Origin of the sequence: Salinibius halmophilus, assembly GCF_003577475.1 — a bacterium.
In the GTDB taxonomy this organism is placed as follows: domain Bacteria; phylum Pseudomonadota; class Gammaproteobacteria; order Pseudomonadales; family Natronospirillaceae; genus Salinibius; species Salinibius halmophilus.
Genome location: NZ_QPEP01000001.1, coordinates 150,427 through 173,571 on the forward strand (window position 1 = coordinate 150,427; position 23,145 = coordinate 173,571).

At 49.1% G+C, this 23,145-nt stretch carries 21 protein-coding genes; 19 read left to right on the top strand and 2 right to left on the bottom strand.

Annotated elements, in window-relative coordinates:
• The first annotated feature begins 32 nt into the window (after window positions 1–32).
• The 10 genes from prmA to DUW71_RS00660 all read left to right on the top strand — a co-directional run bounded on the left by prmA (window position 33) and on the right by DUW71_RS00660 (window position 10,835).
• Complete coding sequence (prmA, locus tag DUW71_RS00615; protein ID WP_119393296.1) at window positions 33–920, top strand: 50S ribosomal protein L11 methyltransferase; 888 nt, start codon at window positions 33–35, stop codon at window positions 918–920.
• Window positions 921–927: 7 nt separating this feature from the next.
• Complete coding sequence (locus DUW71_RS00620) at window positions 928–2,241, top strand: zinc-ribbon and DUF3426 domain-containing protein (protein WP_119393297.1); 1,314 nt, start codon at window positions 928–930, stop codon at window positions 2,239–2,241.
• An 89-nt stretch (window positions 2,242–2,330) separates the two neighbouring features.
• The gene (gene dusB, locus DUW71_RS00625; RefSeq protein WP_199671113.1) at window positions 2,331–3,317 is read left to right on the top strand and encodes a tRNA dihydrouridine synthase DusB; all 987 of its coding nucleotides are present in this window, start codon (window positions 2,331–2,333) and stop codon (window positions 3,315–3,317) included.
• A complete protein-coding gene (gene fis / locus DUW71_RS00630) occupies window positions 3,314–3,604 on the top strand; it encodes a DNA-binding transcriptional regulator Fis (protein ID WP_119393298.1) in 291 nt (96 codons plus the stop codon). The genes dusB and fis overlap by 4 nt, the downstream gene beginning before the upstream one ends.
• 10 nt (window positions 3,605–3,614) lie before the next feature.
• Complete coding sequence (purH, locus tag DUW71_RS00635; protein ID WP_119393299.1) at window positions 3,615–5,195, top strand: bifunctional phosphoribosylaminoimidazolecarboxamide formyltransferase/IMP cyclohydrolase; 1,581 nt, start codon at window positions 3,615–3,617, stop codon at window positions 5,193–5,195.
• Window positions 5,196–5,208: 13 nt separating this feature from the next.
• Entirely contained in the window at window positions 5,209–6,504 is a 1,296-nt protein-coding gene (purD, locus tag DUW71_RS00640; protein WP_119393300.1) for a phosphoribosylamine--glycine ligase, read from the top strand.
• 3 nt (window positions 6,505–6,507) lie between these two features.
• Window positions 6,508–8,763, top strand: a complete 2,256-nt coding sequence (locus tag DUW71_RS00645; protein WP_119393301.1) for a response regulator — start codon at window positions 6,508–6,510, stop codon at window positions 8,761–8,763.
• Window positions 8,760–9,386 carry a 2-polyprenyl-3-methyl-6-methoxy-1,4-benzoquinone monooxygenase gene (gene coq7 / locus DUW71_RS00650; protein ID WP_119393302.1) on the top strand — a complete coding sequence of 209 codons (627 nt, stop codon included), beginning with the start codon at window positions 8,760–8,762 and terminating at the stop codon, window positions 9,384–9,386. Before DUW71_RS00645 ends, coq7 begins: the two co-directional genes overlap by 4 nt.
• Window positions 9,387–9,633: 247 nt before the next feature.
• Complete coding sequence (locus tag DUW71_RS00655; RefSeq protein WP_119393303.1) at window positions 9,634–10,449, top strand: ATP-grasp domain-containing protein; 816 nt, start codon at window positions 9,634–9,636, stop codon at window positions 10,447–10,449.
• Entirely contained in the window at window positions 10,416–10,835 is a 420-nt protein-coding gene (locus DUW71_RS00660) for a GNAT family N-acetyltransferase (RefSeq protein ID WP_233545989.1), read from the top strand. The genes DUW71_RS00655 and DUW71_RS00660 overlap by 34 nt, the downstream gene beginning before the upstream one ends.
• Here DUW71_RS00660 and DUW71_RS00665 read toward each other — a convergent pair.
• Complete coding sequence (locus DUW71_RS00665) at window positions 10,824–11,942, bottom strand: ABC transporter ATP-binding protein (protein ID WP_119393304.1); 1,119 nt, start codon at window positions 11,940–11,942, stop codon at window positions 10,824–10,826. The two genes, DUW71_RS00660 and DUW71_RS00665, sit on opposite strands and share 12 nt — an antisense overlap.
• On the bottom strand, window positions 11,939–12,988 hold the full coding sequence (locus tag DUW71_RS00670) for a substrate-binding domain-containing protein (RefSeq protein ID WP_119393305.1): 1,050 nt from the start codon (window positions 12,986–12,988) through the stop codon (window positions 11,939–11,941). The genes DUW71_RS00665 and DUW71_RS00670 overlap by 4 nt, the downstream gene beginning before the upstream one ends.
• Window positions 12,989–13,202: 214 nt before the next feature.
• Here DUW71_RS00670 and malE point away from each other — a divergent pair, with 214 nt between their 5' ends.
• The 9 genes from malE (at window position 13,203) to DUW71_RS00715 (ending at window position 23,136) form a co-directional block, all read left to right on the top strand.
• Window positions 13,203–14,381: a maltose/maltodextrin ABC transporter substrate-binding protein MalE gene (malE, locus tag DUW71_RS00675; protein WP_119393306.1), complete on the top strand. Its 1,179-nt coding sequence runs from the start codon at window positions 13,203–13,205 to the stop codon at window positions 14,379–14,381.
• 77 nt (window positions 14,382–14,458) lie between these two features.
• Window positions 14,459–15,979, top strand: coding sequence for a maltose ABC transporter permease MalF (gene malF / locus DUW71_RS00680; RefSeq protein WP_119393307.1), 1,521 nt, complete (start codon window positions 14,459–14,461; stop codon window positions 15,977–15,979).
• Complete coding sequence (malG, locus tag DUW71_RS00685; protein WP_119393308.1) at window positions 15,976–16,866, top strand: maltose ABC transporter permease MalG; 891 nt, start codon at window positions 15,976–15,978, stop codon at window positions 16,864–16,866. Before malF ends, malG begins: the two co-directional genes overlap by 4 nt.
• A gap of 480 nt (window positions 16,867–17,346) precedes the next feature.
• Complete coding sequence (katG, locus tag DUW71_RS00690; RefSeq protein ID WP_119393309.1) at window positions 17,347–19,512, top strand: catalase/peroxidase HPI; 2,166 nt, start codon at window positions 17,347–17,349, stop codon at window positions 19,510–19,512.
• An 87-nt stretch (window positions 19,513–19,599) separates the two neighbouring features.
• A complete protein-coding gene (locus DUW71_RS00695; RefSeq protein WP_119393310.1) occupies window positions 19,600–19,830 on the top strand; it encodes a hypothetical protein in 231 nt (76 codons plus the stop codon).
• A 116-nt stretch (window positions 19,831–19,946) separates the two neighbouring features.
• The gene (locus tag DUW71_RS00700; protein WP_233545991.1) at window positions 19,947–20,633 is read left to right on the top strand and encodes an EAL domain-containing protein; all 687 of its coding nucleotides are present in this window, start codon (window positions 19,947–19,949) and stop codon (window positions 20,631–20,633) included.
• A gap of 239 nt (window positions 20,634–20,872) precedes the next feature.
• On the top strand, window positions 20,873–21,310 hold the full coding sequence (locus DUW71_RS00705) for a GNAT family N-acetyltransferase (RefSeq protein WP_119393312.1): 438 nt from the start codon (window positions 20,873–20,875) through the stop codon (window positions 21,308–21,310).
• 151 nt (window positions 21,311–21,461) lie between these two features.
• A complete protein-coding gene (locus DUW71_RS00710) occupies window positions 21,462–22,472 on the top strand; it encodes a methionine ABC transporter ATP-binding protein (protein ID WP_119393313.1) in 1,011 nt (336 codons plus the stop codon).
• Complete coding sequence (locus tag DUW71_RS00715; protein WP_267896634.1) at window positions 22,465–23,136, top strand: methionine ABC transporter permease; 672 nt, start codon at window positions 22,465–22,467, stop codon at window positions 23,134–23,136. The genes DUW71_RS00710 and DUW71_RS00715 overlap by 8 nt, the downstream gene beginning before the upstream one ends.
• The last annotated feature ends 9 nt before the right edge of the window (window positions 23,137–23,145 follow it).

Genomic DNA, 23,145 nt, shown 5'->3' on the forward strand with positions numbered 1-23,145 from the left:
CCTACCCTCATAGGCAACACAAAGGTACTTGCATGGCTTGGATCCAACTAAAGTTCGACATCTCCCCAGAAGAAAGTGAAGTATATGAAGATGCCTTACTTGAAACCGGTGCCCTTGCGGTAACCTTTACAGACTTACACGACAATCCAGTGTATGAGCCAGAGCTAGGTACCACGCCGCTATGGGCAGATACGGTGCTAACTGCGTTGTATGAGGCAGACACAGCACCGGAAGCAGTGATTGCCATGTTGAGTGTTGTTACAGGAAAATCAGTCAGCGACCTGCCTAAGTGGCAAGCCGAGATTGTTGAAGACAAAGACTGGGAGCGAGAATGGATGGATCGCTTCGAGCCCATTAACTTCAATGATCGCTTATGGGTAGTACCAAGCTGGAAAGAGGCGCCCAACCCAAATGCAGCCAACTTACGCCTAGACCCAGGCTTGGCTTTTGGAACCGGCACCCATCCTACCACACATATGTGTATGCAATGGTTGTCGGAGAATGATGTACATAACAAAACCATAACCGATTATGGCTGTGGTAGCGGTATTCTTGGCATCGCTGCGCTCTTGCTGGGTGCGAAGTCGATGGTGGGAATCGACATAGACCCACAAGCTATATTGGCAACAAAAAACAATGCCATCGCTAACGGCGTCTCAGAAAACTTGTTAGAATTGTGGTTACCTAACGAAGTTCAAAGTCAAGAGTGTGATCTAATGCTGGCAAATATTTTGGCCGGTCCATTAGTAGAACTGTCGTCAGATATATGCGACTTATTGCGCTCTGGTGGACAAATTGTGTTATCTGGTATCCTACAGGATCAAGCTGGCGACGTGATGTCGGCTTATGAAAAATGGATTGATTTTGACCCAGTCTGCCAACATGAGGGCTGGGTTCGACTTTCAGGTATTAAACGGTAGTTGAAACATGGATGAAGCATTTGTAACACGCTGTCCTAAATGCAAAACAGCATTTAAGGTCAACCCTAACCTGCTCGCTAAAGCTAATGGCAAAGTGCGGTGTGGCGCATGTTTGTGCGTGTTCGATGCAGAAGATCATATTCAGTTTGCGAGCGATGAACTAGAAAACAGTGCACCAGCGGCGCAAGTTGTACTTAATGATGAGCCCTTGTCACCGCCGCCTAAACCAGTTGCGCCGCCTACTAAGCCAGTCGAAAAGAAACCAAGCATTCCCAAACAAGGCTATGCTCGAACTGAGCCGCAGTTAGGGGGCGCATTTAATGACGAACCAGCGCCAGTAAAGCCCACAGCAAACAAACCGAGCACTGCGGACTTCGACGATTTCACAGCCAATTTGTCAGCTGAATCAGACGATGATTTTGTTTTCCAAGACGACCCAGATGATATCTTTGATGATGCAGAAGAAGTTGCTGCAAAAGACGAAGATAGTGGTATTGGCGAAATTTCCGAAGACTTTCTTAACTATCGGGCTGATGACAGCATGCGCAATCAATTCGAACCCCGCGCGGCTGGTTTTACCGATGACGATGACGACGAAGCATGGGCGAAGTCGCTTGTTGACGACGACAAGAAAGGGGCAACCCCAGACAGCTATAGTTTGCTGGACGATGATTTTGATATCACTAATGAGCCAAAAACATCGTCGGTGAATGTTACCCAATATGTAGCGCCGGTTGGCAAGCCAACATTTGCCAAAGGCAAAGCCAAAAAACCTAAAGCCCCAGCCAGTAGTGGCGCTTTAGCAATCGACGAAATCGAATCGCACCACCTTAATAATCAAAGCATGTTTTCAAGCGTTCTGTGGGCGATTTTAGCGGTTGTACTAGCACTGGTGCTGATAGGGCAATACGCCTGGTTTCAACGTGATACTTTGTCACAAAACAGCAGCCTGCGACCGTTTTATGATAGCGCTTGCAACTTAGTTGGCTGCACCTTGCCGGCACTAACCGAAGTTGACAAAATTCAAATTAGCAATCACCAAGTTCGCCCAAACCCTTCCGACCCAGGTACGGTATTAGTAGACTTAATGCTGCGCAATTCGGCTAACTTCGAGCAACCTTATCCACAAGTCATTGTGTCGTTTTTAAATGGTCAAGGCCAAGTAACACAGCGCTACCGTGTTAACCCAAACAATTATTTGACCGGCAATATTAAGTCAACCGACTTAATGCCTATTGGTGTACCGGTGCAAGTCCAATTAAAACTAGAAAACCCTGGTAATGTTCCAACCTATCGAATAGATGTTACCGGCGCGCCATAAAGTTCAAAATTTCTACGATTTCAACCTTTCGTATGGGCGCGAGCTTAGGTATCATACGCGCCCCTCTGGTGATCACGATTTGAACAACTGTGTTTTATTTAGGCGAACATTGTATTGAAAAACCGCTGTTTTTAGCGCCCATGGCCGGCGTGACCGACAGACCTTTTCGACAGCTATGTCGACGCCTTGGCGCAGGGGTAACCGTCTCTGAGATGGTGAGCGCTAATCCCGACCTTTGGAATAGCCGCAAAAGCAAAATGCGCCGTGATCACGATGGAGAACCTGGCCCGATTGTTTGCCAAATTGCCGGTGGTGATGTTGAGTGGCTTGCGCAAGCGGCCCAGATGAATGTTGCACATGGTGCACAGATCATCGACATCAACATGGGTTGCCCAGCCAAAAAGGTTTGTAACAAGGCTGCCGGCAGTGCATTACTACGTGACGAAAAACTCGTAGCAGAAATGCTACAGGCAACGGTTGCGGCAGTTGATGTGCCGGTAACACTTAAATTCCGTACCGGCTGGGATCAAGACAACCGCAATGGTGTTGCCATTGCCAAAATCGCTGAACAAGCTGGCATTCAAATGCTTTCGGTACATGGCCGTACCCGTGCCGACAAATATATGGGCAATGCTGAATACGATACCATCGCCGCCATCAAGCAAGCGGTGGCCATCCCTGTTATTGCCAATGGTGATATCACCAGCGGTGCAAAAGCAAAATATGTACTGGATTACACCAAAGCCGACGGCGTCATGATTGGCCGGGCGGCACAAGGGAATCCTTGGATTTTTGGCCAAGTCCAACATTACTTAGCGACTGGCGAGGACGCGCCAGCACCTAGCGCAAATGAAACGCGCGATGTGCTGATTGAGCACATTAAAGCCCTACACAGTTTTTATGGTGAACTTCCAGGAGTTCGCATCGCTCGCAAACATTTAGGTTGGTATCTCAAAAGCCACGCAGAGGGCGAGACAACCAGGCGAGCATTTAATCAATTAGAGGACCCGTTAGCGCAACTTGCGTTAATTGAGGAATACTTCGAACCTATTATTCGACAGGAAATCGCTGCATGAGTGTACAAAGTGTGATCGAAGCCCAGCCACAGGTAAACGCTGCGCTAAAAGTAGAAGAGCCACTATCGTTACGTGAGAGTGTTGAGCGCGCAATGGCTAACTACTTCGACCAACTTGATGGTGAGCAAGTATCTGACGTTTATCAGATGGTCCTTGCAGAAGTAGAAGCACCATTATTAGAAGCGGTAATGCACTATGTTCGCGACAATCAAACGAAAGCATCGCAAATTCTCGGCTTGAACCGCGGCACGCTGCGCAAAAAGCTGAAACAATACGACATGCTATAAGGAGCAGACCGTGACTCAAGTTGCTGTTAAGCGCGCACTTCTGAGTGTTTCTGACAAAACTGGAATCGTTGAATTCGCTAAAAAACTAAGCGAAGCAGGCGTTGAACTATTGTCGACAGGTGGTACACACCGCCTGTTAAAAGAAAGCGGTTTGCCAGTGATCGAAGTGTCTGATCACACGGGCTTCCCAGAAATGATGGACGGCCGGGTAAAAACACTGCATCCAAAAATCCACGGTGGCATCCTAGGTCGTCGCGGCCAAGATGACGCAGTTATGAGCGAGCACGACATCGCTGCAATCGACATGGTAGTAGTAAACCTATACCCATTCGAAGCAACCGTTGCTAAGCCAGACTGCACGCTACCTGACGCCATTGAGAACATCGACATCGGTGGTCCAACAATGGTTCGTTCAGCAGCGAAAAACCACAAGTGGGTAAACATTGTGACTGACGCAGCCGACTACGATCGTGTTGCGCAGGAAGTTGCCGCGGGCGGCACCACAATGAAAACGCGCTTCGATCTAGCGCTAAAAGCATTTGAGCACACTGCCAAGTACGACGGCATGATTGCTAACTGGCTGGGTACCGTTAACCTTGAAGCAGAAGAACTATCTGCGCAAGGTCGTGTCCAGTTCCCACGTACGTTCAACAGCCAGTTCGTTAAAGCGCAAGACATGCGCTACGGCGAAAATCCACACCAGAATGCTGCTTTCTACGTTGATCCGAATGCGCAAGAAGCATCAGTTGCAACGGCTAAGCAGCTTCAAGGTAAAGAACTATCGTTCAACAACATTGCTGACACCGACGCCGCACTTGAGTGCGTGAAGAGCTTCGACGAGCCTGCATGTGTGATTGTTAAGCACGCTAACCCATGTGGTGTTGCAATTGCTGACAACATTCTGGAAGCATACGACCTTGCGTTCAAAACTGACCCGACGTCAGCTTTTGGCGGCATCATTGCATTCAACAAAGAACTAGACGGCGAAACGGCAAAAGCCATCGTTGATCGCCAGTTTGTTGAAGTCATCATTGCCCCTGTTGTTTCAGCTGAAGCAAAAGAATATGTGGCTGCGAAGAAGAACGTTCGCCTTCTAGAATGTGGTCAGTGGGATGCACCTGTTGCAGGCTACGACTACAAGAAGGTTAACGGCGGCCTACTCGTGCAAGACCGTGACCTAGGTATGATCACTGAAGCTGACCTAAAAGTTGTGACTGAGCGCGCGCCAACTGAGCAAGAGCTGAAAGACCTAATGTTTGCTTGGAAAGTAGGCAAATTTGTTAAGTCTAACGCCATCGTCTACGTGAAAAACGGTCAAACTGTTGGTGTTGGCGCTGGCCAAATGAGCCGTGTTTACTCTGCCAAAGTTGCTGGCATCAAAGCCGCTGACGAAGGCCTAGAGATTAAGGGTTCAGTACTCGCGTCTGACGCTTTCTTCCCATTCCGCGATGGTTTAGACCAAGCAGCAGAAATGGGCGTTACAGCGGTTATCCAGCCTGGTGGCTCAATGCGTGATGACGAAGTTATTGCCGCAGCCAACGAGCATGGCATTGCGATGGTTATGACTGGCATGCGCCACTTCCGTCACTAAGAAGGACATTAAGATGAACGTATTAGTAATTGGTCGCGGTGGCCGCGAACACGCGCTAGCTTGGAAAGCCTCTCAGTCTGAGCTTGTTGAGCAAGTATTCGTTGCACCAGGTAATGCTGGTACCGCAACAGAAGCGGGTCTAACCAACGTTGAGATCGACGAGATGGACTTCGCTAAGTTGGTTGACTTTGCCAAAGCAAACAACTGTGAGCTAACCATTGTTGGTCCTGAAGCGCCACTCGTTGCAGGTGCGGTAGACTTCTTCGAAGAGAATGGTCTAAAAGCATGGGGCCCGCGCAAGGGTGCGGCTCAGCTAGAAGGCTCGAAGTCTTTCACGAAAGACTTCCTAGCGCGCCATAACATTCCAACGGCTTTCTACCAAGTATTCACTGAAGTGGCACCTGCGCACGCTTACATTGAAGAAAAAGGTGCACCAATCGTCATCAAGGCCGACGGTCTTGCTGCCGGTAAAGGTGTCATCGTTGCAATGACTGAAGCCGAAGCAAAAGCAGCGGTTGATGACATGCTAAGCGGTAACAAGTTTGGTGATGCGGGTGCCCGCGTGGTCATCGAGCAGTTCCTGACTGGCGAAGAAGCAAGTTTCATCGTGATGGTTGATGGCGACAATGTATTGCCAATGGCCACTAGCCAAGACCACAAAGCCGCTTACGACGGCGACAAAGGCCCTAACACTGGCGGCATGGGCGCATATAGCCCAGCACCTGTGATGACAGCTGAAATCTCTGAGCGTGCAATGAACGAGGTAATTCTACCGACAGTTCGTGGCATGAAAGCAGAAGGCAATACCTTCACTGGTTTCCTATATGCTGGTCTAATGATTGCTGAAGATGGCACACCAAACGTGATCGAATTTAACGTTCGTTTTGGTGATCCTGAAACTCAGCCAATCATGTCTCGTTTGAACTCAGACCTGGTTAAGCACTGCTTGGCTGGTATCGACGGTAAACTAGACGGCGAAACTGCTGACTGGGACCCACGTGCAGCAATTGGTGTTGTGATGGCAGCTAAAGGCTACCCAGGCAGCTATCCAAAAGGCGACGTGATCTCTGGTTTGAACGTTGATGGCGGCGAAGCGAAAGTATTCCACGCTGGCACCACACTTAACGAAGCGGGTGATGTTGTTACGTCTGGTGGTCGTGTACTATGTGTGACAGCACTAGGTAACACTGTATCAGAAGCACAAGCTGCTGCTTACGAGCGCGTCAAAACCATTAATTGGGAAGGTGTTGAGTACCGCAGCGACATCGCTTACCGCGCCATCGCTCGCGAGCAAGCTAACAAGGAGTAATTCATGTCCAATCGCTTGGCTTGGTTGGTTCTTCTTTGCTGGATATCAATCAGCCCAAGCGTATTGGCGCTGAACATCACGGATGAAGTTCAACCTGTCCTACCGCACGCGTCGATTTACATTGAATCGGCGCGCGCACTGTCTGAAGATGACCTGCGGTCTGATACCGTCGTAGAGTTCTTTCGCCCGCTTAGCCGCAACAGTCTTCGCACTGGCCCTGATATTCACCCCTTTTGGCTAAACTTTGAATTAGTGACCTTTGCCGAAGAGCCGATACAGAGATTACTGTTTATCGACTCACCTTACCTAGTCATTGATCAGATTGTTAGCATGAATGGGCAGGCTGTAACGACCATGGGTGAGCGAAGTATTGGGCTAACCCTGCCAGAAGGTCGACACGAGTTCTTTGTGCGGTTTGTTCCAACAGCGCCTACCTCGCTGTCGTTGAGTATCGGCTCGGTTGAGCAGTCGATAGCGTACCGTCTACAAGCTGGTGGTGTGCAAGCAATTATGGCAGGCGTTCTGGTTGCCATGGCGGGGTTTAGCATGTGGTATGCCATTCGCCAGCGTAATGGTTTACTGTTTTTCTTATCGACATATTTTACCGCAAGCCTTTTCTTTTTTGGCGCTGTGTGGCCTTACGCGGTTGCAACTGTAACCCCCAATACACCCATGCTGGCTTCGGCCATTGTATTGAGTTTTTTACTGATATTCTGGCTCATATCCAGTTATATGGTGCGAACCTCATTATCGGATATTTATTACCGAACAACGCAAACTGCGGCCATTACTCTGCTCGTTGCGATCCCATTTTTACTCTGGCTAGGCATACCAAGATCCTTCTACTCGGCGGCAACTGCCTTGTTGTGCCCTATCGTTCTGGGCACCTGCTTGTTTGGCTATCGCGGCCAGGCACCTGGCTTATCCGCTTTGGTCGCCTCTGCGCTAGCATTTGGAGTGTGGTTGATTCTATGGCTGTTTGAAATGCGCGGCGAGTCGCTGGCTAAACCCTACACGGTTCCGGTATTCTCAGTGATCACCATGTTACATGTGACGCTGCTTTACCATGGTGTGTTTAGCTTTAGTCGTAGCCATAAAAAACAACCACTGCCGGTTACGCCAGTGAGTTCGAGTATCACGACCAAACTGTTGAAAGATATTAGCCATAGTCTCAACAACCGGATTAATGGTTTGACTGGCACCATGGATATGTTGGCACAAACAGGGCTTGCCAATCAGCATGCCGAGTGGTTCGGTACCATAGATTTATCCGTGCTACAGCTTGAGAGTTTGTGTGATGAGCTCAACACCATCACGCTCTTGCAAGACCGAGGCACGGCGGATTCGCGCCAGCGGCTTCTTAGTCCAAAACAGTTTGATGTCGTTGAGCTGATTGAATCCTGTGTCGATCCATTTAGGCAAGTGGCTGCTCGCTTAGGGGTGGAACTGATTGCCGACCTTGAGCAAGTGACACACAGCGCACGCATTGGGCCAGACGAGGCAATTAGGCGCTGCATTAAAATTATTCTAGGCAGAGCCATCGATGCTAGTGCCACCGGGGATGAGATTATCTTAACGGCATTGGCAGCTAACGATCGCGATTGCCGTTTTCGCATTCAAGCTCGTGGTATGACCATGAGTGCTAGTGATATCCAATCTTTAATGCACACTAATCATGAGCAACCTAGAGCACTAGGGCTACAGTTAGCGGTGCACCTTGCCAAACAATTTGATGCCGAGCTTCACCTAACCGGTGATTCACCCGGCGTGAGTTTTGTATTACCAATTCAATTGGCAATTCCTTTTGAGCAACCAACTCAAGCCACCATACGTAGTAATTGGCAACTACCTAGTGGTATGCGCGTGCTGGTCGTGGATGATAGTCTGACTTGTCGGCGAACACTGCAGCCTATGCTGCAACAGTTACAACTGCGCGTGGAAGTGGCAGACAATATTCAAACGGCGCTCGCAACAATAGAAACCCAGTACCATATGGATGACCCATTTGAGGTGATTTTATGTGATCACCAGTTGGGTAACTATCCTGGTTTGCAACTAGTGCGAGAACTCAAACAAGGCACAGAGCCTTGGCAAAAACGCATGATGATTGTGTTAATGAGTGGCACGCCGAAATTTGAACTGCCAGATGAGTACAGGCAGCTAGGTGTTAAGCATGTAGTGGAAAAGCCGGTATTTATGCACTCCCTGCGTAAAACGCTTGAACACGCATACAATGAATATCTTCGAGGCTCAGCATGATTGAATATGGTATCGCACAATTTGACCGTTTTTTGAAAACGGTTATCCCCAATAGCGCCAGTGCGGCAAAAGCCAATCCAGCGCAGCAGGCACCACATGACATCGAAATGGACGAGGGTAGCCGCCAGCATGCTGCTGGTTTGATGCGCATCAACCACACAGGCGAAGTATGCGCACAAGCGCTATACAACGGCCAAGCGCTCACCGCCAAATCAGCAGAGGCCCGTGCCTACTTAGAACATGCAGCAGACGAAGAAACCGATCATCTAGTATGGTGTGAAGAGCGCTTAGCCGAGCTAGCTAGTCGCCCAAGCCTGCTCAACCCAGCCTTTTATGGCGCTAGTTTTGCGATTGGTGCGATGACGGGCTTGCTTGGCGACCGAATAAGCCTAGGTTTTGTCTCGGCAACCGAAGACCAAGTGTGCAAGCACCTAGAAGAGCATATGGTGACCCTGCCAGAGGAGGACCAGCGCTCGCGAGCCATTCTGCAACAAATGATTGAGGATGAGGAGCGCCACGGCAGTGAAGCCCTAGCGCGTGGTGGTAAAGCCTTTCCAAGCCCAGTTAAGCAATTGATGACGGTTATGAGCAAGGTAATGACAACGACCACGTATAGAATTTAACCAACTAGTCATCCAAACCACTTGCCAGACGTGTCGTTTTGGCTATTATTCCGCTGGCTTAAAACACTTTTCCGTTCAGCTCGTCTACTCGGGCAGTTTAACGCTTGCGTTACCGAACCTAGCCCTAGGTTCGGCTTATATTGGTTTATTCAAACCCTTGCCTCGCTTGAGGCTGGCAGTTATCGCCGCTAATAACTTTTATTAGTTTGCAAGTATCCACCTGCTTGCCTTTGCGTGATGGTATACCATGAAAAAAGTGAGTTTTAACGCTCTGCGAACGCTGAAGCTGTCTGGCGTGACGGCAATTAAACCAGAAAGTTTTCAAACTGAGCTTGATAGAATTGATGCAGCTGAATGGCTGTTGTTCCCCGAATATTGGCAGCTACCAACATTGATATATGGCACCAAAAAGAAGGTTTTTCCATCGCCTGCTTCCTACTTTTTAGGGCACGATAAAGTGCAGCAAACGCGCGCATTTGAAACCTTCTTCCCTGCCCACGTGCCGCTTACGCTAATTAGACCAAACACGGCAAGTGCGATTGAAGAGATTCTAGATGTCATGATGTATCCCTTTGTCGCCAAAACAGCAAAAGCCAGCATGGGCTATGGGGTGTTCAAAATTAACAACCGGTCTGAGTTCGACGATTACTGTGCGAAACATGATGTGCTGTATGTGCAAGAGTTATTGCCGATCGATCGCGACCTTAGAATCATTGTGATCGGCGACAAAGCTTTAGGTGGTTATTGGCGCAAAGCAAGTGAGCATGGCTTTCACAATAATATCTCGCAAGGCGGTGAGATCATAACGGGTGAAGTATCTGAGCAAGCGCTTGCTCTGGCAGAGCGCGTTGCCCGTCATTTTGGCATCGACCACGCTGGTTTTGATATCGCCATGGTCGGCGAGCATCCATACTTGTTTGAGTTCAACCGGCTATTTGGCAATCAAGGCTTAGAAGTAGCGGGCATTGACGTAGATGCGGCAATCGAAGAGTATTTAGCCCAGCGTTCAGAACCGACAGTGGAGCAACTTTGGCCCTATCCGCCTACCGACTTAGCGAGCTAACCGCCGAGCAACTGCTGCACATAATGCAAGCTAGAATCGACATTTTCGTCGTCGAGCAGAACTGTGTCTATCGAGATATCGATGCAATCGACTGGCAGGCATTACATGTATGCGATTGGCACAACCATGAGTTAGCGGCGTACGCGCGTGTGTATGAGCAAGATGGTTTTCTTTGCATTGGCCGTGTGCTTAGCCAACGCAGAGGTGAAGGCAGGGCTCGCCAATTAATGACATATTGCATTGAGCAGCTTTACCCTACCCGATCGATTAAGATTAGCGCTCAAAGTTACTTAACCCGTTTTTACCATTCTCTTGGGTTTAAAAGCCAAGGGGAGCCCTACCTTGAAGATGGGATTCCCCATATTGACATGCTGTTAGCTCGTTAAACGCTGCTCACTTTCGGCATCAAATAACATCATTTGTTTTGGGTCTATGTGCAGGTGAATAGTGTCGCCAGCACTATGGGCAAAAGGCACTCCTAGGCGGGCAGTCGCTTTTTCGTCACCAAAGTCTAATACCGCATAAGTATCGGCGCCGGTAATTTCAACCAGCTTCAAGTTGAGCGATAACGTGGCTTGTGCCGCCTCGACCTCCTCGAATGCTTCTGGGCGAATGCCTAGCTTAACCGGTGTATTCGGCAACAGGTTAGCTGAGGCAAAATGCGCACTATAAAGCTTATGCGGTGCACCCGTGTTGACTTCCACATAACAACCTTGCTCATCCTTGCCGTAAGTAGCCGACAGAATATTCATCGGCGGTGAGCCCATAAAACTAGCAACAAAGATATTAGCAGGCTTGTTGTAGATCTCGTCTGGTGTGCCGAGTTGCTGCAAATAGCCATTGTTTAATACGGCGATTTGCGAGCCCATGGTCATGGCTTCAACTTGGTCGTGTGTCACGTAAACAAACGAGGCACCGGTTTTTTCATGCAGTTGTTTAATTTCTGCGCGCATTTCAACCCGCAGCTTTGCATCTAAGTTCGACAACGGCTCATCAAATAAAAACAAGGCGGGATCGCGGACTAATGCGCGCCCCATGGCTACCCGTTGCCGCTGACCACCACTGAGCTGCGAGGGCTTACGGTGAAGCAATTGCTCAATTTTTAACAGCTTGGCAACTTTGTCGACCTTTTCGGTTTGCACGTCTTTAGCAATTCGGCGAACCTTCATGCCAAATGCTATGTTTTCGCGCACCGTCATGGTTGGGTACAAGGCGTAGCTCTGGAAAACCATGGCAATATCGCGCTCGCGTGGCGGTAGTTCAGTCACTTCACGCCCATCGATATGAATATGCCCCGCACTAGTTTCTTCAAGGCCCGCAATACAGTTCAACAAGGTGGACTTGCCACATCCCGATGGCCCCACCAACACTAAAAAGCCGCCCGGTGGCATATCAATATTAATATCCTCGAGTACCTTTGTAGTACCAAAGGTTTTCTTTAAGTGATCAATGCGCAAAATAGCGCTGGGTTGTTGTATCGCTTGAGCAGTCATGACCAGCCTTTTTCCTTATTGTTTGTTGCATGGCAAAAGGATTCACGCAAAATGAGTTGAACTTGTTCAATATGTTGCAGCGTAGACGGATTTTCGCCTTTCAACACTTTTACAACCATTTCCGCCAACGGCTGAGCGGCAAGTGTTAAGTCGGACTGCACCACACTGAGTGGTGGATGAAATTGCTCTGCTTGCCATTGTGGCAACACGTCATCGTGAGCAACCACGGCAACATCCTGGCCAACAATAAAACCTAGCTCAGCAAGTGCTCGGTAAGCACCATAAGCTTGTAAAGTAGAGGCACATAGCAAAGCAGAAGGCGGTGAGTATTGTTGTTGTAAGAACATTTGTTTGGTTTGTTTATAACCCGACGCATCGGTCAGCGCGCCAAATGACACAAAACACTCGGGAATAAACAGACTTTTTTCGCTACATGCATTTAAAAAGCCATTACTTCGTTGACGGGCAAAATATAAGCGCTCGGGGCCATTTAATATGGCTATTCGTTGATGTCCAGCGTCGATTAGAGCATTGGCTGCCTGGTAAAAACCGCCTTCGTTGTCGACATCATAAAAAGCATAGTCGGGTGACTTTCTATCGCAGCCATAGACAACAAACGGCAGACCATTTTCTTTTAGGTAAGCAATTCGCCGATCATTCGGGCGCGGTGCACTAACAATCATCGCATCCACTACGCCACGGCGGGCCAACCGCTGATAGAGCTCTAAGCTGTCGCCATGTGCCGACATTCGAAATACCAAATCGAGCTTACTAACTTGCAAGTGATCAGTTAACTGGAGCATGACCTTGGAGTGATTTAGATCGAGTACTTCACCGTCCTCACTGTGCAGCACCATGGCGATCAACCCCGTTTGTCCAGTCGCCAAGCGCTGGGCACTCAAGTTTGGTAAGTAGCCTAGCTCTTGCGCTACCGCTTTGACTCTGGCCCGAGTAGAAGCGCCCACCTCTGGGTAATCATTCAGTGCTCGACTCACTGTCGCTTTCGACAGCCCCAGTCGATCTGCAATGTCCTGTAATCTTGCCATAACAGCCCTAAAACGTCGCAAGCGACAAAAATTTAAACCGGTTTAATAACTATAGTCTACGCTTTTGGTTACGACATAAAAAACCACTGGTCAAAATTAGCACTCTGCCAACTTTGGCCTATTCTGAGCAAAGACCACAGTGTCGAAAAGTCAGACTGACACATAGTAAATAAGCGTGCCAGTCGTACTTTCGTGATCGATTGGAGATGCAACTATGCAAAGCAAAAAAACAATAACCGCCGCGATTATCACCGCTAGTGCCATGCTTGCTGGTAATGCAATGGCGTTTGACGATGACAAGCTGGTACTCTGGATTGCACCAGATAAGGGTATCGATGGCATTAAAGCCGTTGGTGAGCAGTTCTTTAACGACCTAGGTATTGAGGTTGTTATTGAACACCCAGAGCCAATTACTGATAAATTCCAGCAAGCTGCCGCAACCGGTGATGGCCCAGACATTGTATTCTGGCCACACGACCGCTTAGGCGAATGGGCTGCAAGTGGCCTCATTGCACCAGTTGAGCCATCGCGTGCAGTGATGGAGGGCATTTTTGATACGGGTTGGAATGCTGTTAGCCAAGACGGTAAATACTGGGGTTATCCAATTTCGTTCGAAGCGGTTGGTTTGATCTACAACAAAGCTTACATTGACACCCCGCCAAAAGCTTTCTCTGATTTGGTTGACTTAGACCTGCCAGATGGTGTGGCACCAATTCTTTGGGACTATAACAACACCTACTTTACCTTCCCACTGATGATGGCCAGCGGCGGTTATGCGTTTAAGAAAGACGCTGCTGGCAACTACGACCCAACAGATACTGGGGTAAATAACTCAGGTTCGGTCGCTGGTGCCGAACTTCTGCGCAACCTAATCAACGTTGGCATCATGCCTGCGGGGGTAGATTACGGCGTAATGGATGCAGCGATGAACAAGGGTGAGGTTGCCATGGTAATCAATGGTCCTTGGGCGTGGGGTCAGTTGCAACAGTCGGGCATCGACTTTGGTGTTGCGCCACTACCAAGTGTTGATGGTCAGCCTGCCGCACCATTCGTTGGCGTTTATTCAGCTGCGATCAACGCGGCCACGCCAAATAAAGACATTGCCAAAGAGTTCCTCGAAAACTACCTGCTAACCGATGAAGGCCTAGCCAAAATGAATGCAGCCAGCCCAATTGGTGCGGCGGCCGACAAGTCGTTCTCGGATGTGGTAACGCAAGACCCTAATATTGCTGCCACTTTGGCCAACGCGCAGAACGGTGTGCCAATGCCAGGTATTCCTGCAATGGGCAAGTTCTGGTCAGCAATGGAACCAGCACTGCAAAACATCACTAGTGGCCGCCAAATGCCACAAGAAGCGTTAGACGACGCAGCCAAACGAATTTTGGCTGAATAATAACAATTTAGGGCAGCTAGGTATGGCCATTGGCCTACCTAGCGAGCCCTTCACGCTCTACTTTAGGGATGCTCCATATGACAGTCGCCACGCAACCCGCAATAGGAAAAACCATCTTCTATTGGGCCGCATTGGTCACATTTGTTGTACTCACGCTTTACATGGCTTGGATTTTAATGACAGCAGGCGAGCAAGGCATTGGCCTAATTGTGCTAGCCATTTCGTTAAGCGCGGCCGTCATCTTTGCCAGCCCCAAGTTATATACCCAAAGATTTGTCTTCCCCGGAATTTTAGCGGTACTGATATTTATATTGGTACCCGTGCTGTACACCAGCTACTTAGGCTTTACCAACTATGGTGGCCGCAACCTTCTCGACTTTGACAGCGCGACCAAATACCACTTGGCTCTGCGCGAAGTTGATCAAGATAATGAGCAAGCATTTAATCTAGTGCGCAGTGAACAAGGGTTTCAAATCTGGCTACCCGATCAATCACTGCTTAGTGAACCGTTTATGACGGGCCATAGCGAGCCGCTTGCAACCTCTTCAGCAGAAACACCAGAGAATCTTTTGTCGGTTCGGGATGTTGTACAAAACCGTTCACTCCTGCAAGAGGTTTCGATCGACACGCCCGATGGCGTATTACGCGCTAGTGGCTTGCGCTCATTTGCGCCGATTACACCGGTTTATGAGCAAGTTGATGACAATACCCTTCGCAACCGTAGCACTGGTGAGTTATTAATTGCCAATCACGAAACGGGCTTTTATGAGTTTGAATCGGGCGAGCAAATTGCCCCCGGTTGGAAAGTTCATGTTGGCTGGGCAAACTTCGCTAGAGTATTAGGCTCAGAGAGCATTCGTGCGCCCATGGTCACGATTTTTATTTGGACCATGACATTTGCGTTCCTATCTATGTTATTCACTTTTGCCGTAGGCCTTGTATTAGCAATGGTGCTGCAGTGGGAGCACCTAAGGGGCAAAGCTATTTATCGGGTAATGTTAATTCTGCCTTACGCAGTACCAGCGTTTATCTCGATTTTGGTGTTTCGGGGGCTTTTTAACCAGAACTTCGGCGAAATCAACTTTATCTTGAGCTCCATCTTTGGCATTAAACCGGCGTGGTTTACCGACCCAACGCTTGCAAGAGCCATGACACTGATCGTAAATACCTGGCTTGGCTATCCGTATATGATGTTGCTGGCAATGGGCTATTTGCAATCGATACCTCAGGATCATTACAAGGCAGCAGCACTTGAAGGTGCAAGCCCAGTGCGCACATTCTTTACCATTACCTTGCCGCAACTGTTGCCACCCTTTGCACCGTTATTAATTGCCAACTTTGCTTTTAACTTTAATAACATTGTACTGATTTTATTGCTAACCAGCGGCCTGCCAGATATTCCAGGCACCACCATTCAAGCAGGTTACACCGATTTGCTTGGGTCGTTTACCTATCGAATTTCGTTTTTGGATTCTGGTCAGAACTTTGGTTTGGCCGGTGCGGTGACCAGCTTGATCTTTATTGTGGTGGCAGTCATTGCCTACGTTAACTTTATTGCTTTAAGCAAAGCGGCAAATGCTAAGGGGACAGGACGATGATGGTAGAACACCGCCACAACCTGTGGATAAAGAAAATCTTAGCGCATGGTTTTCTATTATTATTTCTGGCGCTTATTTTATTCCCATTTTTTATGGTGTTGTCGATTTCACTGCGTGAGGGAAACTTCGCCACCGGTGGCTTAATTCCTGACCGGCCGACACTAGAACATTGGATATTGGCTTTTGGTTTCGACTATACCCGTGCCGATGGCACCATAATCGAACCACCATTCCCCGTACTGCTATGGCTATGGAACTCAATCAAGGTGTCGACAATTGCTTCGGCAGGCATATTGCTATTATCAACAACGGCAGCTTATGCGTTCGCACGTATGAAATTTAGAGGACGCGGCGCCCTGCTCGACTCACTGCTAATTATCCAGATGTTTCCTGCATCATTGGCCGTGGTTGCCATTTACGCAATTTTTGATGCCCTAGGTGAGGTGTCCCCCCTATTAGGGATTGATAGCCATGTTTCTTTAGTGCTGGCCTACATAAGCGGCATTACCTTGCACGTTTGGACGATTAAGGGGTATTTCGACTCCATTGACCCAGCCCTTGATAAAGCCGCTGCGATAGATGGCGCTAGCCCATGGCAAACTTTCCGCTACATTTTCCTTCCGCTGTCATTGCCAATTTTGGCTGTGGTGTTTGTCCTCGCGTTCATATTTATGATCGGCGAGTATCCTGTTGCTTCAGTACTGTTGCGCGAAACTGACCAAATGACGTTAGCGATTGGCGCCCGCCAGTACTTACAAGAAAACAACTACCGCTGGGGCGACTTCGCTGCTGCGGCAATATTGTCCGGCCTACCCATCACCATCGTCTTTCTCTACGCTCAGAAATTCCTCGTAGCAGGCCTAAGCGACGGCGGGGTTAAGGGGTGAAACCCGGTGCCGAAGGCAGAAAACGCATGCGTTTTCAGGGTTGAACGACAGGCCATGGATGGCCTGGCTGGGAGCCCCCGCACGGACGCATCACCCCGTAAGCCGATAGGCGCCAAACCCCGATTTTGCGTAGCCTGGCTGGGAGCCACCGCATGGACGCATTGCCCCGTAAGCCGATAGGCGCCAAATCCCGGTTTTGCGCAGTCCAAAGCGCTATACAACCCACGCCCAACACTCATCAACCGGCGTAGGTTTTTCGAAGCGAAGCTTCGGGAAACATCTGAAACTAGACTCCCGGTTTTGCGAAGCCCGACCCGTTGCCCAGCGCTATACGCGCTGTACAACCTACTCCGCTCATTCATTATTTCCCACCACCATTTATTTTTTAAATAACTAATGGCAACAAACTCAATTGGCGGTAAACAGTCTCTGGGTCTAAACATATAGGTACCCAGTCATCGGTGGCAGGAGGAAACCACTATGAGCAACGAGAGCAAGTGTCCTTTTCATCATGTAGCAGGCGGCGGAACCAATAATCAGGATTGGTGGCCAAATCAATTGAAGCTGGACATTCTACACCAGCATTCCAATAAATCTAATCCACTCGACGAAGACTTTGACTATCGCGAAGCGTTTAAAACGCTCGACTACGAGGCGCTCAAGGCAGATTTGCATGCCTTAATGACCGACTCACAAGACTGGTGGCCGGCAGACTTTGGCCATTATGGTCCGTTCTTCATTCGTATGTCTTGGCATGCGGCAGGTACCTATCGTGTGACCGATGGTCGTGGCGGCGGTGGTACGGGTGCACAGCGTTTTGCGCCGTTAAACAGTTGGCCGGATAACGTGAACCTAGACAAAGCGCGCCGCCTACTATGGCCGATCAAGCAAAAGTACGGCAAGAAGATTTCTTGGGCCGACCTGCTGATTTTAACGGGTAATGTTGCACTCGAATCAATGGGCTTTAAAACCTATGGTTTTGCTGGCGGGCGCCCAGATATTTGGGAGCCAGAGAAAGATATTTATTGGGGTACCGAGCAAGAGTGGCTTGATGATAAGCGATACACATCTGAGCGCGATCTTGAAAACCCACTAGCAGCGGTGCAAATGGGCTTAATCTATGTGAACCCAGAAGGCCCAAATGGAGATCCAGATCCATTAAAAGCGGCTGTTGATATTCGCGAGACTTTTGCTCGCATGGCAATGAACGATGAAGAAACTGTGGCTTTAATTGCTGGCGGGCACACGTTCGGTAAAACCCATGGCGCAGGTGATGCAGCCCATGTTGGGGCGGAACCCGAAGCGGCTGATATCGCACAACAAGGGTTTGGCTGGCACAGCACCTACAAGTCAGGTAAAGGTGGCGATACCATTTCAAGTGGCTTAGAAGTTACTTGGACACGCACCCCAGCGCAATGGAGCAATGATTACCTTGAGCTGCTGTTTAAGTATGAGTGGACACTAGAGAAAAGCCCAGCAGGGGCGCATCAATGGGTGGCTAAAGATGCTGATGAAATCATTCCCGATGCCCATGACCCAGCGAAAAAGCATAAGCCAACCATGTTAACAACCGACCTGTCGCTGCGCTTTGACCCGGCATACGAGAAAATCTCTCGCCGCTTTATGGAGCATCCAGAAGAGTTCGCCGAAGCCTTTGCGAAAGCTTGGTTCAAGCTAACTCACCGCGATATGGGGCCAAAATCACGCTACTTAGGCCCTGAGGTACCAGCCGAAGACCTAGCGTGGCAAGACCCCTTGCCTGCGACGATGGATAAGTTAACCGACAGTGATATTGCAACGCTTAAAGAGCACATTAAAGACCACAGTTTCACTAATGCTGAACTGGTTAAAACCGCATGGGCAAGTGCTTCTACCTTCCGCGGCTCTGACTTCCGCGGCGGTGCTAATGGTGCGCGCATTCGCCTAGCGCCGCAAAAAGACTGGGCAGTGAACGAGCCAACTGAACTGTCGGCAGTACTAGGTAAATACGAAGACATCCAAAAGGCATTCAAAGAAGCCACAGGTAAAAATGTGTCGATGGCCGACTTGATTGTGCTAGGTGGCAGTGTTGGTGTTGAGCGCGCCGCTCACCTTGCTGGCCATGATGTGGTCGTGCCATTTAGCCAAGGCCGAGTGGATGCGACACAAGCGCAAACTGATGTCGACTCGTTTGAGCCTCTGGAGCCCAAAGCAGACGGTTTCCGCAATTTCCAGAAAGCCAAGTATGCAGTAACGGGCGAGGAAATGCTGCTCGATAGAGCTCAGTTATTAACCCTGACTGCCCCAGAAATGACCGTGCTTATTGGTGGCTTGCGGGCAATTGGCGCCAACGTTGGCGATAGTGATCATGGGGTACTGACGAAGCGTAAAGGCACGCTATCGCCAGACTTCTTCACTAACTTGTTAGATATGGCAACCGAGTGGAAACCACTGGATAGTGATAACACTGAGTTTGAAGGTGTTGATCGTAAAACCGGTGAACGCCGCTGGACCGCAACTCGCGTGGACCTAGTATTTGGTTCGAACTCACAGCTTAGAGCCATTGCTGAAGTCTATGCTGAAGCCGATAGCGAGCGAAAGTTTGTTGACGACTTTATCAAAGCCTGGGTGAAGGTGATGAACTTGGATCGCTTTGACCTAAATTAACAACTCGGGGGCTTAGGCCCCCTTTTTATTGATTCGTTAACAGTAATATGGATAGTAAATCGTGCATGCACTAAATAAGGACAACCCATGTATCAGTTCCTCACCGATGAATCAGTGGTCACCCATATAAAACTAACTGACGCGACCGCCGAAGAAGAGAAGCGCCAGCTAATGGATCAAGGCTTTAAGCTTGTTGGCGACCCGATCGAAGCAAACGATGCTCGTCATGCTACTGCACTACTTAAAGAGCGTTCGCAGAACGAATGGAAGTCATTTGCTCTTGTTACCATTGCCACGGGGTTAATCGTAAGCCCATAACAAATATTGCTTGCGCCCTTACTAGCATCTAGGCTTATCAAAGAAACTGTTTGATGAGCCTTTTTATGTCCTGCAAGCATTGCCAGTCTGTCCCCGAACTTGATTTTGCATTCACCATGGCATTTCAACCCATTGTTAGGGTGTCTAACCGCTCGGTATTTGCCTACGAGGCGCTAGTGCGGGGGCCTAACCAAGAAGGCGCGGGCCATGTTCTTGCACAAGTTAACGAAGAAAATCGTTATCGCTTTGACCAAAATTGCCGGGTGAAAGCCATTGAGCTCGCCAGTCAGCTTGGCATCACTGAGAAAGTTAGCATTAACTTTCTGCCTAGAGCGGTTTATCAACCTGCAAGCTGCATTCATACAACCGTTCAGGCCGCCGAAGACCACGATTTTCCACTTAATCAAATTATGTTTGAGCTTACCGAATCGGAAGCGCTGAATAGCATCAAGCACATTAAATATATCGTTGACTATTACCACGAGCGTGGTTTCACCACGGCCATTGATGATTTTGGCGCTGGTTATTCTGGCCTAAACATGTTGGCGCAGCTCAAAACTGACATCGTAAAGCTAGATATGGCGCTGGTTCGCGACATTGACAGCAATGCCACCAAACAGATTATTGTTCGCCATACCTGCAACATGATGACAGACCTTGGCATTACCGTACTGGCCGAGGGCATTGAAACTGTGGATGAGTTCGAGTGGCTAAAGGCACTAGGGGTCGACTTGATGCAAGGTTATTTATTCGCCAAACCGGGTTTTGAATGCTTGCCTAACATCGACTGGCCTACCGCTTAATTATTATCTTCTTATCCAATGCCATTAACTTAAGCATTTGGAGCGGTCGTGGAACTCGATAATCGACACGGCACAAGTACGTCCCTGTAGCCTCGACACCCGCTCCCTGCGGGTGACGGTCTCTTATCGAGCACCGCGACCACTTTGGATAAAGCTTAAGTTAATGGCATTGACTTCTTATCTCTGTACCGCAATGTTAGGCTTAGCCCTTTGTTATAAAAGACCAAGGGAGGTCGAGCATGATTGAGCCAATAAACGAAGGAAATTTAGAGGCCGTTCTGCCATTATTTCGCCAGTATCAGGAGTTTTATCGAGTTAGCGATATAAACGACGACAAGAATCGGACTTTCTTAAATCAGTTTGGCGAAGGAAAACCAACTGGCTGCTTATTTGGCTTTCGCCACAACCACCAGCTGGTAGCGTTCGCAACCGTTTATTTTAGTTTTAACAGCACCATCACCAGCAAAGTAGCCGTGATGAACGACCTGTACACCGCACCCGATGCGCGTGGTTTAGGGATTGCCAAACAACTCATCCAACATTGTCGCGATTATGCGATCGACCAAGGTGCAGCCCGCCTGCAATGGGTCACCGCGCCAGACAATAGTACCGCTCAAGCAGTGTATGAAGCACTACCGACCAAATCCAGTCAGTGGTTGTTTTATACTTTAAGCTAGGCACTAAAGCATCATTGCATATATAAATAACTAAACTAAAAATTTCGTACAGCTAACTAAACAGGCTATATCAAAATATTTTGATATAGCCTTTGCAAGCCTTGCGAGTGCACTCTATCATCGCGCCACCTAGTCGATTTGTGGACCCACCATGATAGAGCTCAAATCTGTAAGCAAAACGTTTGGCGATGGCGAGCAAGCTGTGTATGCGCTCAAAAACATCAACCTCTGCGTGCCTAAGGGTCGAATCTACGGTGTAATCGGTGCATCGGGTGCAGGCAAAAGCACACTGATTCGCTGCGTTAACATGCTTGAAGCACCGACTAGCGGGTCTGTTGTCGTAGCAGGGCAAACCCTTACTGAGCTTAATCGCTCGGCACTTAACAAAGCCCGCCAGCACATTGGCATGATCTTTCAGCATTTTAACTTGCTCAGTAATCGCAATGTTTTCGACAACATCGCCTTACCACTCGAGTTGGCTGGACACCCACCGAAGTACATAAAGCAGCGAGTCAATGAGCTCATTGCATTAGTTGGCTTAGTTGGCCGTGAACAGGCTTATCCAGCGCAATTGTCGGGTGGCCAAAAACAGCGAGTTGCCATTGCTCGAGCACTGGCGCCAAAACCTCAGGTGTTGCTGTGCGACGAAGCAACGTCGGCGCTCGACCCTGCTACAACCAAACAAATCCTCGACTTGCTCGCAGATATCAACCAACAGCTTGGCATTACGATTTTGCTGATTACCCATGAGATGCAAGTGGTTAAGCAGATCTGCACCGATGTTGCCATTATTGATGCCGGTGAGTTAGTGGAAGCCGGAACCGTTGGCAGTATTTTTGCCAAGCCGAAAACCGCACAAGCCAAGCGCTTTATTGCCGCCACACAACATGACGAGCTACCCAAGGCACTGGCCAGTGAACTAAGTGACAACGGTGAGGCCTTGGCTGTACGAATCACATTTTCTGGTAGTGCTCACGATACCGAGCAGCTTTATCAGCTTGCCGCTGAGCACCAAGTGGCAGTAAGGCTGTACCAATCCGACTTGGATTATGTGGACGGTGCGTGTTTTGGACACGTGATTGCCGCCCTCAAAGGCGAACAGCCTGAAGTGATTTGTGCTGCCATCAACGGGGCAAAAGTAGAGGTACTTGGTCGTGTTTAACTGGATTAACGAGAACGAACGCTTAATTGGCTTATTGCTTGAATCATCGTGGGAAACCATTTTGATGGTATTTGTCTCGGGTTTAGTGGCGGTTATTTTTGGCCTACCACTTGCAGTATTGCTGCGCGAAACCCAAGCTGGTGGCATGTATGAGCATAAACGCCTGAATCAAATCATTGGGGCCATTGTGAATGCCGGGCGCTCGGTGCCTTTTATCATTTTGCTTGTGGCCATTATTCCCTTCACCCGTTGGCTAGTGGGTAGCTCCATTGGCACGGCGGCGGCCATCGTGCCACTAGCTGTGGCGGCGGTGCCATTTATCGCACGCTTGTTCGAGGGTGCCTTGATGGAAGTGCCATCAGGGTTAACCGAGGCGGCGAAAGCTATGGGGGCAACGCCACAGCAAATCATCCTTAAAGTACAGCTACCCGAAGCACTGCCAGGGCTGATTAACGCCATTACCATCACCTTGGTAACACTGGTCAGCTATTCAGCCATGGCCGGTGCCGTAGGCGGTGGTGGTTTAGGTGATGTTGGCATTCGTTATGGCTATCAACGCTTCGATGGCACAGTCATGCTGATTACCATAGTGATGCTGGTGGCCTTTGTGCAACTAATTCAAAGCATTGGCGACGCCCTAGTTCGCCGCGTAAATCATAGATAGGAGTAGAAA